At 66.4% G+C, this 15,880-nt stretch carries 15 protein-coding genes; 10 read left to right on the forward strand and 5 right to left on the reverse strand.

Annotated elements, in window-relative coordinates; genetic code table 11:
- Positions 1 to 11: 11 nt before the first annotated feature.
- Genes MJO54_RS08175 through MJO54_RS08185 form a run of 3 tightly spaced genes read left to right on the forward strand, consistent with a single transcriptional unit; the run spans position 12 to position 3,476 of the window.
- A complete protein-coding gene (locus tag MJO54_RS08175; RefSeq protein ID WP_046285109.1) occupies positions 12 to 911 on the forward strand; it encodes an AAA family ATPase in 900 nt (299 codons plus the stop codon).
- 7 nt (positions 912 to 918) lie between these two features.
- On the forward strand, positions 919 to 2,364 hold the full coding sequence (locus tag MJO54_RS08180) for a vWA domain-containing protein (RefSeq protein ID WP_105295501.1): 1,446 nt from the start codon (positions 919 to 921) through the stop codon (positions 2,362 to 2,364).
- 59 nt (positions 2,365 to 2,423) lie between these two features.
- On the forward strand, positions 2,424 to 3,476 hold the full coding sequence (locus tag MJO54_RS08185) for an NAD-dependent epimerase/dehydratase family protein (RefSeq protein ID WP_046285107.1): 1,053 nt from the start codon (positions 2,424 to 2,426) through the stop codon (positions 3,474 to 3,476).
- Positions 3,477 to 3,490: 14 nt separating this feature from the next.
- On the opposite strand, the gene MJO54_RS08190 is transcribed toward MJO54_RS08185, so the two are convergent.
- The gene (locus MJO54_RS08190) at positions 3,491 to 4,543 is read right to left on the reverse strand and encodes a class I SAM-dependent methyltransferase (protein WP_192830607.1); all 1,053 of its coding nucleotides are present in this window, start codon (positions 4,541 to 4,543) and stop codon (positions 3,491 to 3,493) included.
- Positions 4,544 to 4,706: 163 nt separating this feature from the next.
- Between MJO54_RS08190 and nadD the strand changes: the two genes are divergently transcribed.
- From nadD to MJO54_RS08215, 5 genes are read left to right on the forward strand one after another with little or no spacing between them, the layout of a single operon-like run.
- Positions 4,707 to 5,333 carry a nicotinate-nucleotide adenylyltransferase gene (gene nadD / locus MJO54_RS08195; RefSeq protein ID WP_105295505.1) on the forward strand — a complete coding sequence of 209 codons (627 nt, stop codon included), beginning with the start codon at positions 4,707 to 4,709 and terminating at the stop codon, positions 5,331 to 5,333.
- Entirely contained in the window at positions 5,330 to 5,725 is a 396-nt protein-coding gene (gene rsfS, locus MJO54_RS08200) for a ribosome silencing factor (RefSeq protein ID WP_046285105.1), read from the forward strand. Before nadD ends, rsfS begins: the two co-directional genes overlap by 4 nt.
- Positions 5,722 to 6,417: a glucosyl-3-phosphoglycerate phosphatase gene (gpgP, locus tag MJO54_RS08205; protein ID WP_046285104.1), complete on the forward strand. Its 696-nt coding sequence runs from the start codon at positions 5,722 to 5,724 to the stop codon at positions 6,415 to 6,417. The genes rsfS and gpgP overlap by 4 nt, the downstream gene beginning before the upstream one ends.
- Positions 6,407 to 7,156 carry a diglucosylglycerate octanoyltransferase gene (gene octT, locus MJO54_RS08210; RefSeq protein ID WP_046285103.1) on the forward strand — a complete coding sequence of 250 codons (750 nt, stop codon included), beginning with the start codon at positions 6,407 to 6,409 and terminating at the stop codon, positions 7,154 to 7,156. The genes gpgP and octT overlap by 11 nt, the downstream gene beginning before the upstream one ends.
- Positions 7,157 to 7,163: 7 nt before the next feature.
- The gene (locus MJO54_RS08215) at positions 7,164 to 8,006 is read left to right on the forward strand and encodes a DegV family protein (RefSeq protein WP_046285102.1); all 843 of its coding nucleotides are present in this window, start codon (positions 7,164 to 7,166) and stop codon (positions 8,004 to 8,006) included.
- A gap of 19 nt (positions 8,007 to 8,025) precedes the next feature.
- Here MJO54_RS08215 and MJO54_RS08220 read toward each other — a convergent pair whose 3' ends face one another.
- Both MJO54_RS08220 and MJO54_RS08225 read right to left on the reverse strand, forming a co-directional pair.
- Positions 8,026 to 10,944 carry an MMPL/RND family transporter gene (locus MJO54_RS08220; protein WP_046285101.1) on the reverse strand — a complete coding sequence of 973 codons (2,919 nt, stop codon included), beginning with the start codon at positions 10,942 to 10,944 and terminating at the stop codon, positions 8,026 to 8,028.
- Positions 10,941 to 11,384 (reverse strand): MmpS family transport accessory protein, encoded by a 444-nt coding sequence (locus MJO54_RS08225; RefSeq protein WP_046285119.1) that lies wholly within the window; start codon positions 11,382 to 11,384, stop codon positions 10,941 to 10,943. The genes MJO54_RS08220 and MJO54_RS08225 overlap by 4 nt, the downstream gene beginning before the upstream one ends.
- 231 nt (positions 11,385 to 11,615) lie before the next feature.
- Here MJO54_RS08225 and MJO54_RS08230 point away from each other — a divergent pair, with 231 nt between their 5' ends.
- Positions 11,616 to 12,203: a PepSY domain-containing protein gene (locus tag MJO54_RS08230; RefSeq protein ID WP_052741239.1), complete on the forward strand. Its 588-nt coding sequence runs from the start codon at positions 11,616 to 11,618 to the stop codon at positions 12,201 to 12,203.
- A gap of 207 nt (positions 12,204 to 12,410) precedes the next feature.
- On the opposite strand, the gene MJO54_RS08235 is transcribed toward MJO54_RS08230, so the two are convergent.
- The gene (locus tag MJO54_RS08235) at positions 12,411 to 13,463 is read right to left on the reverse strand and encodes an NAD(P)H-dependent amine dehydrogenase family protein (protein ID WP_396878624.1); all 1,053 of its coding nucleotides are present in this window, start codon (positions 13,461 to 13,463) and stop codon (positions 12,411 to 12,413) included.
- 75 nt (positions 13,464 to 13,538) lie between these two features.
- Here MJO54_RS08235 and MJO54_RS08240 point away from each other — a divergent pair, with 75 nt between their 5' ends.
- On the forward strand, positions 13,539 to 14,756 hold the full coding sequence (locus MJO54_RS08240) for an enhanced intracellular survival protein Eis (protein WP_256364666.1): 1,218 nt from the start codon (positions 13,539 to 13,541) through the stop codon (positions 14,754 to 14,756).
- Positions 14,757 to 14,759: 3 nt separating this feature from the next.
- Here MJO54_RS08240 and MJO54_RS08245 read toward each other — a convergent pair whose 3' ends face one another.
- A complete protein-coding gene (locus MJO54_RS08245; RefSeq protein ID WP_065152190.1) occupies positions 14,760 to 15,869 on the reverse strand; it encodes an acyl-CoA dehydrogenase family protein in 1,110 nt (369 codons plus the stop codon).
- Positions 15,870 to 15,880: the final 11 nt, after the last annotated feature.

Genomic DNA, 15,880 nt, shown 5'->3' on the forward strand with positions numbered 1-15,880 from the left:
CCCTAGCCCGTATGGAAAAGCCCGCCGTTCCCGCCACCCCGGCCCGCCAAGCGCCGCTGTTTTCCGATATCGACGACGTCGCCCGGCGGCTGGCCGAGACGGGGTACCTGGCCGACACCGCCACCACCACGGCGGTGTTCCTGGCCGACCGGCTGGGCAAACCGCTGCTGGTGGAGGGTCCGGCCGGGGTCGGCAAGACCGAACTGGCCCGCGCGGTGGCCGCGGCCACCGGTTCCGGGCTGGTGCGGTTGCAGTGCTACGAGGGTGTTGACGAGGCCCGGGCGTTGTATGAGTGGAACCACGCCAAGCAGATTCTGCGCATTCAGTCGGGAACCAACGGCGGCGACTGGGACGCCACCAAGATGGACGTGTTCTCCGAGGAGTTCCTGCTGTCGCGTCCGCTGCTGACCGCGATCCGGCGCACCGATCCGACGGTGCTGCTGATCGACGAGACCGACAAGGCCGACATCGAGATCGAGGGTCTGCTGTTGGAGGTGCTCTCCGACTTCGCGGTCACCGTCCCGGAACTGGGCACGATCACCGCAACGCGCACCCCGTTCACGGTGTTGACCTCCAACGCCACCCGGGAACTGTCCGAGGCACTCAAGCGCCGCTGCCTGTTCCTGCACATCGACTTCCCCGACCCGGACTTGGAGCGCCGCATTCTGCTGTCGCGGGTACCCGAGTTGCCGGAGCATCTGGCCGCCGAGCTGGTGCGCATCATCGCGGTGCTGCGCGGCATGCAGCTCAAGAAACTTCCGTCGGTGGCCGAGACCATCGACTGGGGCCGCACCATCTTGGCCCTGGGCATGGACACCATCGACGATGCCACCGTCGCTGCCACCCTGGGGGTCGTGCTCAAGCACCAATCCGATCAGGTGCGGGCATCCGGAGAGCTGCGACTGAATTAATGGACATCTGATGGTTCGCCGCACCCGCCCGTCGCAACCCCTTGCCCCGCACGGAATTCCGGGGCACCTGGTGGGTTTCGTGGAAGCGCTGCGCGGACAGGGCATTTCGGTGGGCCCCTCAGAGACCGTCGACGCCGGACGGGTGCTGACCGCGATCGGACTCGACGACCGGGAAGTGCTGCGGGAAGGGCTGGCCTGCGCGGTGCTGCGCCGGCCCGATCACCGCGACACCTACGACGCCATGTTCGATCTGTGGTTCCCGGCCGCGCTGGGCGGGCGCACCGTGGTGGTCGAGGGCGAGGAGGCTGATCCGTCGGACGCTGTGCCGCTGCCGGAGGACGCCGAGGACATGCGGGCAATGCTGCTCGATCTGCTGACCGAGAATCCCGACCTCGCCGACACTGACCCCCGCTTGTCGGCGATGATCGCCGCGATCGTCGGTGCCTACGGGCAATACCGCTCCAGCCGGGGCCCGTCTTACTCGGCCTACCAGGCGCTCAAAGCGCTGGCGCTCGATGAGTTGGAAGGCAAACTGCTGGCCGGGCTGCTCGCGCCTTACGGCGACGAGCCCAGTCCCACCCAGGAACAGATCGCCAAGGCGATGGCGGCGCAGCGGATCGCCGCACTGCGCAAGCTCGTCGACGCTGAGACCAAGCGGCGCACCGCCGAGCAGTTGGGGCGCGAACACGTTCAGATGTACGGCATTCCGCAGCTGAGCGAGAACGTCGAGTTCCTGCGTGCGTCCGGCGAACAGCTGCGCCAGATGCGCCGGGTAGTGGCGCCGCTGGCCCGCACCCTGGCGACCCGGCTGGCCGCGCGCCGGCGCCGCTCCCGTGCCGGCACCATCGACCTGCGCAAAACACTACGCAAGTCGATGTCCACCGGCGGGGTGCCGATCGACGTGGTGCTGCGCAAGCCTCGGCCCGCGCGGCCCGAGCTGGTGGTGCTGTGCGATGTCTCGGGCTCGGTCGCCGGGTTCAGTCATTTCACTTTGCTTCTGGTTCATGCTCTGCGGCAGCAGTTTTCAAGAGTTCGCGTCTTCGCGTTCATCGACACCACCGACGAGGTGACGCACCTGTTCGGTCCGGAGGCCGACCTGGCTGTGGCGATCCAGCGGATCACCCGGGAGTCGGGGGTCTATACCCGCGACGGCCATTCCGACTACGGCAACGCGTTCGTCTCGTTCGCCGAGAACTATCCGAACGTGGTGTCGCCCCGCAGTGCGCTGCTGGTGCTCGGCGACGGTCGCACCAATTACCGAAACCCAGGGGTGGAGGTGCTCTCGCACCTGGTGACCGCCAGCCGGCATGCGCACTGGCTCAACCCCGAGCCCCAGCATCTGTGGGGCAGTGGCGATTCCGCGGTGCCGCGGTACAGCGACGTGATCCCCATGCACGAATGCCGCTCGGCCAAGCAACTGGCCGGCGTCATCGACGCCCTGCTGCCGGTCTAGCCCCGCGTCGAGGTCGCGCCCTGCCGGCGTACCCGGACAACGATCAGAAAGGGTGACTCATGACGACCATCGATCCCAGCGCACCGGTGTTGGTTACCGGCGGGAGCGGCTACATCGCCAGCTGGATCGTGCGCTACCTGCTCGAGGACGGTCACCTGGTGCGGGCTACGGTCCGCGATCCCGAGAAACCCCACGGCCTGGAACACCTGCACGCGCTTGCCGCACGGCACCCGGGGCAGCTGAGCCTGCACCGGGCCGATCTGCTCGAACCGGGCAGTTTCACCGAGGCGATGCAGGGCTGCCAGCTGGTCATCCACACCGCTTCGCCGTTCCTGCTCGGCACCATCGAAGACGCCGACCGGCAACTGGTACGGCCTGCGCTCGAAGGCACGCGCAACGTGTTGTCCGCCGTCGACGAAACTCCTTCGGTGGCCCGGGTAGTGCTGACCAGCAGTGTGGCGGCCATCTACGGCGACAATGCGGACATGAAGGGCAAGACGTGCTTCACCGAAGCGGACTGGAACACCACCAGCACACCCGAGCACCAGCCCTACCCCTACTCCAAGACGGTCGCCGAGCGGGCGGCCTGGGAGATCCAGCAGGCCCAAAAGCGCTGGGACCTGGTCACCATTCATCCCTCCCTGGTGCTGGGACCGTCGCTGACCACGGCCAGCGCGTCGGGAAGCATGGACACCATGCAGCACTTCATCGACATGTCGATGGCGTTGGGTGCACCCGCGCTGCAGATGGGCTGCGTCGATGTGCGTGACGTGGCCCGCGCACACATCACCGCCGGTTACACGCCCGGGGCGCAAGGCCGCTACGTGGTGAACTCCGAAGTCGTCAGCATGCTCCAACTCAGCCGAATGTTGCGGCGGCACTTCGGTGCCCGGCTGTCTTTCCCGACCCGCGAGCTGCCCAAGTTCCTGGTGAAGCTGGTTGCGCCGGTGGCGGGGCTGACTCGCCCGTTCGTCGAGCGCAATATCGGTTGGCCGCTATGCCTGGACGGTTCGCGCGCACGTACCGAACTTGCCATCGATTTCCGGCCGGTTGCCGACTCCGTCGTGGAGCACTTCCAGCAGATGATCGACGACGGCGTGACCCGGCGTTAGCCGCCTGCGAACTGTCAGCGCGTCCGCTGGTAGACCAGCCAGCGCAACTCCATCGGGCTTTCCTCGCGCGTGGTTCGGAACGCGTCCTGCCCGCTGACCCATTCGATGTACCAGCTGGTGGGCGGCCAGGCACCCTCGGGCAGGTGCGCCTTCTCGTAGTCATGGACCGACTCGTCGGAGAGCAGCTGCAGGGGTAGGCCCGCCGACGCCTCCGCCATTTCGCTGCGGGTGTACAGACCCGAGTACACCTGCTGGCAGAACTCCCGGGCGGCGCTGTCGGGCTCGTAGCCGTCGTGCGCCAGGAAGCTGTTGAACACCAGCCGCCCGCCGGGAGCCAGGCATCGAGCGGCGAGCTCGAACAGGCTGCGTAGCTCCTCTGTGGACCGGAAATCGGTCAAGACCTCAGAAAGCACCATCATCTGGTAGTCGTCGCGCAGGTCGTCGGCGTCTTCGAACACGTCCCGCACAATGACGCGCACGTCCAAGGACTCCGCCGCCGCGTCGGTCGTGAGCATCTCGGCGAACTTCGGGGTCATCTCCACGACGTCGACCGGGTGTCCACGACGCGCCAGCGCCAGCGCGTTACGCCCGGTGCCCCCACCGATCTCGAGCACCCGATGGGCAGCCGGATTGGCGGCCTCGCAGGCAAGGTGCCACACCCGGGCGTCGGGTTCTGTACCGAACAACGGTGGTTTCCGCGTTGCCAGCCAGGCCTCGTACGCCTGTGCGACGCTGCTCCACTGGGCGCGGACCGTGTAGTCCAGGGTGGGGCCGATCGGGGCGTTGTAGGAGATGATGATGTGTGACCGCAGCGAGTGCGAATATGCCTCAGCCAGTTGGCCCCGCAGCACTTCTCTGAGACGGTCGAGTTCGGCGTCGCTGAAGGGTTTGCCCAAACCTGCGAAGACGGTCGCGCACATCTTCACGTATTCGTTGAGCATGCTCGGCACGGCCGGAAGCCTGATTTCGCCAGTGATCTGCGCCCGAGTGTGAAAACGCCTGAGCATGGCATCTTTGGTCGCCGCGGCGCGATCAATTGAGCTCAACGGAAAATCTTCCACAGACATCTTCTACACGATCGGCATCGGCTTCGCGGCAACAACCGGGGCTTGCGCCTCCGATAAGAGTACGTCGAAGCGGAAAGCAGCTCGGCGCGTCGGCCGACTACGCCGCAAGCAAGCGGTGCCACCAGCACGATCACGCCGACGAGGACCCCAAGTAAGCTGGCCTATCGTGCGAAAACGGCGGCTTGGAGTCATGGGTGGGACGTTCGATCCCATCCATCATGGCCACCTGGTCGCGGCCAGCGAGGTGGCTGATCTGTTCGAGCTCGATGAAGTGGTTTTCGTGCCGACGGGCCAGCCGTGGCTCAAGGACCGTCGCGTCACGGCCGCCGAGGACCGGTACCTGATGACGGTCATCGCCACTGCGTCAAACCCACGGTTCTCGGTGAGCCGCGCCGACATCGATCGCGGCGGCCCCACCTACACCAAAGACACCCTGCGCGACCTGCAAGAACAGAACCCCGACGCCGAGCTCTACTTCATTACCGGTGCAGACGCGCTGGCCACCATTCTGTCCTGGCAGGATTGGCCGGAGATGTTCGAGATGGCGCGGTTTGTCGGGGTGAGCCGGCCCGGCTACGAGCTCAATGGCGACCATCTCGCTGATGCGCTCGGCTCCCTGCCACCGCACGCCTTGACGCTGGTCGAAGTGCCGGCACTGGCGATCTCTTCCACCGATTGCCGCCGGCGCGCGGCAGAATCCCGCCCGATCTGGTACCTGGTACCAGACGGGGTGGTCCAGTACGTGTCCAAGCGCCGCCTCTATCAACCGACCCCCGGAGACCAACAATGACCGCGACACCCGAGGCCGTGCGGATGGCCACCGTGGCGGCCGGCGCCGCCTCGAACAAGCTGGCCGACGACGTCGTCGTCATCGACGTCTCAGCGCAGCTGGTCATCACCGACTGCTTTGTCATCGCCTCGGCGTCCAACGAGCGCCAGGTCAACGCCATCGTCGACGAGGTCGAGGACAAGATGCGCCTGGCCGGCTACAAGCCGGCACGCCGCGAGGGCACGCGGGAGGGGCGCTGGACTCTGCTGGACTACGTCGACATCGTCGTGCACATCCAGCACCAGGACGAGCGGGACTTTTACGCGCTGGACCGGTTGTGGAAGGACTGCCCGCTGGTGCCGGTGGACCTAGAGGACGCAGCCGCTGAGTCGGCGCCCGAGGACGCCTCGTGAGGATCCGCAGGTTGATCCTGCTGCGACACGGCCAGACCGAGTTCAACGCCGGCAGCCGGATGCAGGGCCAGTTGGACACCGTTCTCAGTGACCTGGGACGGGCGCAGGCGGAGGCGGCGGCGGAGGTGCTGCGCAAACGGCACCCGCTGCTGATCGTGTCCTCGGACCTGTGGCGGGCCTACGACACCGCCACCGTGCTGGCCGAGCACAACGGATTGCAGGTCCGGGTCGACACCCGGCTGCGGGAAACCCATCTGGGGGACTGGCAGGGGCTGACCCACGAAGAGGTCGACGCCGCCGCGCCGGGCGCCCGGTTGGCTTGGCGTGACGACGCCCGGTGGGCACCACACGGCGGGGAGAGCCGCATCGACGTGGCCGAGCGCAGCGTTCCGTTGGTGCGCGAGCTGGTGGCCGCGGAGCCGGACTGGGGCAGAGCCGATCACACCGATCAGCCGGTGGTGCTGGTCGCCCACGGCGGGCTGATCGCGGCTTTGACCGCGGCCTTGCTACGGCTGCCGGTGGAGAACTGGCCGGTGCTGGGTGGGATGGCCAACGCCAGCTGGACCCAGCTCAGCGGATACTCTGACGGCCCGGATTCCAACGCCGATTCAGACCAGGACGACTTCGCCGGTGTGCGGTGGCGTCTCGACGTCTGGAACGCCTCAGCACAGGTGGCCAGCGATGTCCTCTGACGCACGGACGCCCGCGCAAGCCCGTCCCACCCTGCTGGTCTTCGCCGACTCGCTGTCCTACTACGGGCCCACCGGCGGGCTGCCCGCCGATGACCCGCGGATATGGCCGAACATCGTTGCCGGTCAGCTGGACTGGGATGTCGAACTGATCGGTCGGATCGGCTGGACCAGCCGAGACGTCTGGTGGGCGTCCACCCAGGACCCCCGGGCGTGGGCGGCACTGCCGCGGGCCGGCGCGGTTATTTTCGCCACCAGCGGGATGGACTCACTGCCCTCGGTGTGGCCGACGGCCATGCGGGAATTGATCCGCTACGTGCGGCCGGCCTGGCTGCGGCGCTGGGTCCGAGATGGCTACGGCTGGCTGCAGCCCCGGTTCTCACCGGTAGCGCGGGCGGCCCTACCGCCGCATCTCACCGTGGAGTATCTTGAGATGACCAGGGGCGCAATCGATTTCAATCGCCCGGGTATTCCCATTGTGGCTTCGCTGCCGTCGGTGCACATCGCTGACACCTACGGCCGCGCCCACCAGGGCCGGGAACCCACGGTGCGCGCCATCACGGCCTGGTCGAAGGAACACGATGTACCCCTGGTGGATCTGAAGGCCGCGGTGGGCGATGAGGTCATGAGCGGGCGCGCGAATCCCGACGGCATCCATTGGAACTTCGAAGCGCACCGGTCGGTCGCCGACCTGATGCTCAAAGCCCTCAGTGAGGCCGGCGTCCCCGGCCCGTTGGGGTGACCGCCCGATGAGCGTTGTCGTCGTCACCGATTCGTCGGCCTGCCTGCCTCTCGAGGCGCGTGACCGCTGGGGGATTCGCACGGTACCGCTGCACATCCTGCTCGACGGAGCCGATCTGCGCGACGGCGTCGACGACGTGCCCGCGGACATTTATGCGCGTGAGCGCGTCACCACCTCCGGGGCGGGCCCGGAGGAACTAGCGGAGGTCTACCGGAATGCGCTTGACTACAGCGCGGGCTCTGGAGTGGTGGCGGTGCATATCTCCTCGGCGCTGTCCGGGACGTTCGGCACCGCCGAACAGGTAGCCGGTCAGATCGGGCCCAGCGTGCGGGTGATCGACTCGAAATCGGCGGCGATGGGCACTGGATTCGCGGTCTTGGCCGCGGCGCGAGCGGCCGCCGGCGGCGTCGACCTGCACGGCGTTGCGGCCGCGGCGGACGCCGCAGTGCAACGTGCTCACGCCTACATGGTGGTGCAGCGGCTCGACAATCTGCGGCGCAGCGGCCGGATCGGCAGCGCGGCGGCCTGGCTGGGCACCGCCTTGTCACTCAAACCGCTGCTGGCGGTGGAGGAAGGAAAGCTCGTTCTGGCCCAACGCATCCGCACCGTCAGCAAGGCCGTCGCGTCGATGATCGACCGGGTCTGTGATGTGGTCGGCGATCGCTCAGCGGCGCTGGCGGTGCATCACGTGGCCAATCCACAGGGCGCCCAAGAGGTGGCCGGCGCGCTGGCGGAGCGGTTGCCGGTCTGTGAGCCCGCGGTGATCACCAGCCTATGCCCGACATTGGCCCTGCATGTTGGGGCCGGCGCCGTCGCGGTGTGCGTTGACGTCGACCCGGGTGGGGGCTGAGCGCGTCAACGCCCGTTGCCTACTGCGTGGGAGCAGCGAATCTGTCGGTGTCGGTGGATTCTTCACGCGGGGTGTGTGCTGCGATCCCGCGGATGTTCTTGTTGGGACCCCATGGCCGGACCACCTGCGGCCACCAGAACCACTTGCCCAACAACGTCGCGATCGACGGCATGAAGAACGCCCGGACCACGAAGGTGTCCAGCAGCAGCCCGATTGCCACGGTGGTGCCATACATACCGATGGCTTTGAGATCGCTGAAGAACATGATGCCCATGGTGGCGGCGAACACCATCCCGGCCGAGGTCACCACGCCGCCGCTGCCCGCCATCGCCCGGATATACCCGGTCTTGAGCCCGGCGTGTATCTCCTCCTCGAAACGGGAGACCAGCAACAGGTTGTAGTCCGAGCCGACAGCCAGCAACACGATCACCGCCAGCACCAGCGTCACCCAATAGATGTGTTGGCCGAAGATGTGCTGCCAGATCAACACCGAGATGCCGAACGACGCAGCGATAGAACTGGATGCGGTGCCGAGGATGACCGCTGCGGCCACCAGGCTGCGGGTGATCATCATCATGATCAAGAAGATCAACGTCAGCGACGCCACGATCGCGATCATCAGGTCGTATTTGGCGCCGTTCTGCATGTCTTCGTAGAGGGCAGCCATGCCGCCGATGTAGACCTTCGCGTCTGCCAATGACGACTGCTTCAGGGCCTCCTGTGCAGCGATCCGTTCCGGCTCAACCCGTTTGATGCCCTCCGCGGTCGCCGGATAGGTCTGGTGCGTGACGAAGAACCGCGCCGATTTTCCGTCCGGCGACATGAACAGCCGAAGACCGGTTTGGAAGTCCTTGTTGTCGAACGCTTCTGCGGGCAGATAGAAGAAGTCATCGTTCTTGGAGTCGTCGAAGCTTTGACCCATCATGATCTGGGTGTTGCTCAGATCCTCCATCTGATCGATGAAAGCCGAGAACGTCGAGTGCACCGTCAGCACCAGGCCACGCATGATTCGCATGGTGTCGACCACGGCAGGCAGCAGTTCGACCGCCTGCGGCAGCAGGCGCGCTGTCTTGGTGATGTCGTCGGATAGGTAGTGCAGCTGCTCGGCGAGTTGGTCAATGCCGTCGGTGGCGTCGAAAGTGTTGCGCAGCGCGTTGCACATCGGGATGTCGAAGCAGTGCGGTTCCCAGTAGAAGTAGCTGCGCAGCGGGCGGAACTGATCGTCGAATTCGGCGATATGGTCGCGGATCCGGTCGGAGACGTCCACGGTGTTTCGGGTGACCTCGGCCGTGTCGTCGAACGTCCGGTCGACCTCCTGGAGATATCCGTACATCTGGATCAGCAACTCGATGTCCTTGTCGAGTTGCTGCGAGATGGTGTCGATGTCCTTGATCCGGTCCTTGAGTGTCTTCATGTTCTGGATCATCAGCTGGTTGGAGACGCTGAGTTGGAACGGAATCGAGCTGTGCTGCAGTGGAATTCCCAAGGGACGAGTGATGTCCTGGATCATCCCGATCCCGACCACCCGCATGATGTTCTTGGCGACTCGGTCCAGCACCAGCATGTCGGCGGGATTACGCATGTCGTGGTCGGATTCGACCATGGTGATGTCCGGCGCCATCCGGGCTGCCGAGAAATGTCTCTCCGCCGCGGCATAAGCCACGTTGACCGGGGTCTCCTGTGGCAGATACTTGCGGTCGTCGTAACCCGGTTTGAAACCCGGCAGGGCGACCAGACCGATCATGATGATGGCCAAGCTGGCCACAGCGATCGGCCCGGGCCAGCGCACCACCGACACGCCGGCACGGCGCCAGAACCCGCCCGGCTTGGCCTTCTTGGGTTCGAGCAGGCCGAAGCTGGTGACCACCACCAGCATGGCCGGTCCCAGGGTGAGCGCGGCGCCGACCACCACGAGCATGCCCACGGAGACCGGAATGCCCATGGTGTGGAAGTAGGGCAGCCGGGTGAAGTACAGCATCGCCGACGCTCCGGCGATGGTCAGACCCGACCCCAGCACCACCGGGGTGACACTGCGAACGGTGGTGTAGTACGCATCGACCCGGTCCTCGCCGACCAACCGGGCTTCCCGGTACCGGCCGATGAGAAAGATGCCGTAGTCCGTGCCCGCGGCGATCGCGAGCATCACCATGATGTTGACCGCGAACGTGGTCAGGCCCATGACGTTGTTGAAGCCGAGGACGGCGACGACGCCGCGGGCGCAGATCAGCTCGAGGAGGGTCAGAAACAACTGGGTCAACATCGCCGACACCGACCTGAAGACGATCAGGAGCATGATCGCGATCGCGGCGATGGTGAACAGGGTGATCTTGACCAGGCTGGAATCGCCGATCTCACGCAGGTCAGCGGTCAGTGCAGCGGGCCCGGCGACGTAGGCCTGGACCCCGGGCGGAGCGGGCGTGTCATCGATGGCCTGGCGGACCGCGACGACTGAATCGTTGGCCTCGGTCATGCCCTGGTTGCCCACCAGGTTGAGCATGATGTAGGCGGCCTTGGCGTCGGAGCTCTGCACGCCTGCCGCGGTCAGCCGGTCACGCCAGAAGTCCTGGGCATGCTCGACATGGTCTTTGTCGGCGACCAGCTTCGCGACAATCTCGTCATAGTAGTGGTGGGCGGCATCGCCGAGTTCGTCCTCGCCGACCACCACCATCATCACGGTGCTGTTGGACTTGTATTCCTGAAAGTTCTCGCCGACCAGCTTGCTGGCAACCATCGATGGCGCATCGACGGGCGCCAGCGGCGCGGAGTGCTCCTCGGAGATGACTTCCAACTGGGGGACAAGGACATTCACCAGCACGGTGAGCACGATCCAGGCGATGATGATGGGAACCGCGAAAATACGCAGCATGTGCGCGAAGAACGGCCGCTTGACGTGCGGATCCTGGTGGCGGTCCAGCTGCTCTTTGATCCGTTTGATCATCCGGATTTCACCAGGCAGAAGGTCTGGGCGTTCAGGCCGGTGGCGCGGCGTTCGTCGAGCAGCCGGTCGTCGATCTTGATTCGGCAGCCGATCTCACCGGTGTTGCCCTGCACGATCATGTTCGCCATGACGGCGGGCAGCACCGTGACCACGGTGTAGGTCCACGGCAGCGGCACGCCTACCAGCTGATGGACGTTGGCCTCGGCGTCCCAGTAGTTGATGTCGGCGGTGGTACCGGGCGGCCCGAAGGCCTCGTAAGCGACGGATTTCGGGTTGAACTGGACGATTTCGATACCGGCACCGGCGTGGGGATTGAGGTCTTCGGAGGCGAACACCTTGTGCAACCGGCTGACGATCACACTCGAGATCGCGATGACCACGATGAAGACCAGCGGAATCCAGTGCCGTTTGAGCATGCCGGCGACCGAGATTCTTCGCATCTCACCGCCTTCCGCCTGCTGATACTGCGGTTGAACGTCGGCGCTGGACGGTCTGCTCTCCGGCTTCGTCGGAAGCATCGATGGTTCCGCGAATCGCGCCCTTCGGCAGCATAACCTTCGCTTGGCTAAGGAACACAAGATCTGCGGTCTCGGTGCGGGCTGGTGCGGGGCGACTGGCGGCCTCGACTCGAGTTCAGCGCCGACGCCGCGACTTCAGTAGCATGGCCGCTGATGCACGCTCTGGGAAAAGTCGTCCGATTCGGTGCGGTGGTCATCGTGGCAGCGTTGGCGCTGGCCGGGTGCAGCGGCAAGGGCACGTCGGGCGCCTCCTCGGAGGAGCCGTCGGCCCCCGGGGCGTCTTGGACTCGCCCCGATGCGCCGCCGGATCCGCTCACTCTGCTTCGCGCCGGTGACCTCGCGATCGCGCAGGTGCCCGACAGTGTGTTGATCTTCATCGAGAGTCAGACCAGCGACGCCGGTACCTGGAAAGCCAGGGTGGTCACGCGCGACGGCACCGAGCACCAGGTCAAGATCGACTCTGACGGGGTGTCCGTGCTGGTCGGCCCCACCGCGACCGACGACAGCGACGCCGACAAGGCCAAGCGGCGCGCCAATGTGGACGGCGCCCATTTGGACTACCGCAGCGCCGTGGAACGCGTACTGCGGGCAGTGCCCAACAGTTCGATCACCGAGCTGAGCCTGCTCGACATGAACGGCACGGTCGTCTGGGAAGCCGACGTGTGGGACGACAAGCTGGCCGAGCGTGACGTCACCGTCGACGCGGCGACGGGGGCGGTCACCGCGAACCGGCCGGTGTAATTCGGCGGTCCAGCTTCGGCTCTCCTGCGTCGAGCCTTGCTAACCGCCGGGTCTGATTCGGCGGTCCAGCTTCGGCTCTCCTGCGTCGAGCCTTGCTAACCGCCGGGTCTGATTCGGCGGTCCAGCTTCGGCTCTCCCGCGTCGAGCCTTGCTAACCGCCGGGTCTGATTCGGCGGTCCAGCTTCGGCTCTCCTGCGTCGAGCCTTGCTAACCGCCGGTGCGGCCCGTGATCGGCGGCAGTTCGGCCAGCGTGACGATGCCCGGCTCTGCCGCGACCACCGCCGGCACCGCGTTGGTCACCGGCATCGCCGTGTAGATCGAGCCCAGACCGTTGAAGTTCGGCTCGTTCCAGTCCTTCGGCGGCAGGCAGTTGATGACGGTGCGCATGTTCGGCAGCCCGAACACCTGGATGACGTGGCCGTGCGCCACCGGCTTGGGCGGGGTGACCTGGTCGCCCATGATCCAGTTGAAGCCGACGCTGACCACGTTGCGAGTCCCGACCCAGCCGCGGTGATAGCCGAAAACGCTACCCACCGTGCCGGCCGGGATCTTCATGAAGCCCAGGTCGCTGTCGCCGGTCGCGGCGGTGAACTGCACGTCGAAGGTGATGCGGTCCAACGGTGCGCCGATCGCATCGGCCATCATCGCCGCGGACTCGGCAAAGACCTCGCTTTCCCGGCGGACGCTTTCGGCCAGCCCGGGGGTGTCGGGGTCTTGGGCGAATCCCATCGCTGCCATGGTGGCCGCCGACTCATACGTCGAGCAGTCCACCGACTCGGTGATCCTGATCTCGTCGACCCGCTCGCACGCCCCGGACAGCACCATGCCGACCATGTTGGTCAGCCCGGGGTGCGCGCCGCTGCCGAACATGGTGGAGTTCCCGGCCCGGCAGGCGTCCTCGATGCGCTTGCGGTCTTCGGCGCTCTGCTTGCCGCCGGTGATCCAGGCCGCCGTCGAGCACACGTTCACCCCGGCCTCCAGCAGCCGCACCAACTCATCGATGCTGGGCCACAGCGGGTTGTAACAGCACGCGTCCGGCTTCAGCGCGATCAGGGCGTCAATGTCATTGGTGGCGGTGACTCCGGTCGGCTCCGGCCAGCCGGCCAGCTCGGCGGCGTCCACCCCGACCTTGTCCTTGCCGTGCGCGTAAACCCCGACGAGCTCCATGTCGGGCCGGCCGATGATGGCGTGCAGCGAGCGCTGCCCAATGTTTCCGGTGGTCCATTGGATGACGCGAAGTGGGCGGGTGGAAACGGGCATCATGCTCCTCGGTGACGGGTGTATCCCACATTATTGGGGTGCGGTCCGAGAGTGTTTGTGGCAGCCTCGATCGGCGTGACCGGCACCCTAACCCAAAACCTGACACTGCGGACCGCTACCGAAGACGATTGGGCCGCGATGGCGGTGCTGGGCGCCACCGGATTCGGCGAGGATTGGGACGCCGAGTCGATGGCCGCCTGGCGGACCCTGACGACCCCCGACAGCTCCATCGTGGTCTGCGACGGCGATGAGGTGGTCGGAATGTCGGGCTACCTGGATCTGGAGCTGACGGTGCCCGGTGGGGCGGTGTTGCCGACGGCCGGGATCAGCTTCGTCGTGGTGGCCCCGACCCATCGACGCCGTGGTGTGCTTCGGATGATGTACACCGAATTGCACCGGCGCATTGCCGATTCGGGCTATCCGATCGCGGCACTGACCGCCAGCGAGGGCGGCATCTACGGCCGGTTCGGCTACGGCCCGGCGACGGTGGACCACGAGCTGACCATCGACCGGCGGTTCGCCCAGCTGCACGCCGACGCACCCGACCCCGGTGGGGTGCGGCTGGTCAAAGCGGGCGGCTGCCGCGACGAGTTCGCCGCGGTCTACGAGCGGTGGCGCCAGCGTGTCCCGGGCGGTTTGGCGCGCCCGATCGCGCTCTGGGATGACCTGCTCGCCGACCGGGAGAACACCCGCGAGGGCGGCACCGAATGGCTCGCGATGCTGCATCCCGACGGCTATGTGCTCTACCGCGTGCACGCCGGTGAGCCAAAGACGGTGCGAGTCGAGGAGATTCGGGCCGTGACCCCGGAGGCGCACGCCGCGTTATGGCGGGCGCTGCTCGGGTTGGACCTGATGGGCAAGATCATCGTCGAGACCCACCCAGACGATCCGATGCCGTATCTGCTGACCGATACCCGGCTGGCCACCACCACCGGGCGCTCGGACGCGCTGTGGCTGCGGATGATGGACATCCCCGCGGTGCTGATGGCCCGCCGCTACGCCGTGGACGTGGCCGAGCTGTCCGTCGTCGTGGCGGTTCGTGACGGGTTCCGCAGCGACGGTGGGAGATTCGCGCTCACAATCCGCGATGGAGTCGCCGAGTGCGCCCCGACCGAGGCAGACGCCGACGTGGATCTGGACCTGGATGTCCTGGGCAGCCTGTACTTCGGCGCGCACCGGGCGTCGGTGCTGGCCGCAGCTGGCAGGCTGCGCTGTCGCGACGAGGCCCTGGTTCGCCGACTGGACGCGGCGTTCGTCAGCGACGCCGGCGCCCAGATCGGCTACCACTTCTAGCTGCTACAGCTTGGCCAGATCGTAGCTGCTCAGGTTGTCGATGAGCACGTGCAGCTGATCCTGCGACGATCCCAGGGTGTGGTCGATCGCGGTGAGGCGGGCCGCAAGGTGGCCGACCGGGTACTCCCAGGTCACCCCGATCCCGCCGTGCAACTGGATGGCCTCCTGAGCGATGTGGCGCCCGGACCGGCCGATCTGCAGCTTGGCGCGCGCCGCGATCACCGGGTCGTAGTTGCCGTCGGCGAGCGACATCGCCGCGTACATGCTCATGCTGCGGGCCAACTCCAGCGACACGTACATGTCGGCCGCGCGCTGCGTCAGGGTCTGGAAGGTGTTCAGCGTGACCCCGAACTGCTTGCGTGTTTTGAGGTAGTCGGTGGTCAGCCGCAGAGCCTCTTCCATCGCGCCGACAGCCTCGGCGCACAGCGCCGAGGAGATGCGGATGACGGCGCGCTCGATGGCGGCCGAGGCGTCGGTCGCCTCACCCAGCGCGGTGGCCGGGGCATCGGCGAAGTCGACCTGGGACCCGCGCTGGCCGTCGAAGGTCCGGTAGGGGGCACGGGTCACGCCGTCGGCGCTTGCCTCGACCAGGAACAGCCCGGTCCCGCCGTCGGGCAACGCAGCGCTGACTACGAATGTGTCGGCGCGATCCCCGGTCAGCACCGGGTTCTTACGTCCGTTCAGCTGCCACGAATCGCCTTGCGGCGCAGCCGTGGTCGCCAACTTGCCTGCGGTTCCCCGCATGCCCGGCTCGGTGTGGGCGAACGCCAGAATCCGCTCGCCTTCGGCGACGGCGTCAAGCAGCGCGCGCTGCTCGGCGGTGCCGCGCTCGGCGATCAGCGCGCCCGGCCCGAGTGCCCCGTGTACGACGGGTTCCGGCGCCACCCGCCGGCCGATCTCGGTCAGCACCACCATGATCTCCAGCGGGCCGGATTCCTGCGGGTCGAAACCCAGACCGAGAATTCCGATGTCCGCCAGTTGCTTCCACACCTCGGGGTTGAATCCGGGGTCGGCCTCGATGACTTTGTTGCGGGTCTCGGTGTCATAACCCGACAACATCGAACGGGTGGTGTCGCGCAGCAGAACCTGCTCGTCGCTGAGTTGGAAGTCCATAGCTGTCATGC

The sequence above is a fragment of the Mycolicibacter virginiensis genome (genome assembly GCF_022374935.2).
In the GTDB taxonomy this organism is placed as follows: domain Bacteria; phylum Actinomycetota; class Actinomycetes; order Mycobacteriales; family Mycobacteriaceae; genus Mycobacterium; species Mycobacterium virginiense.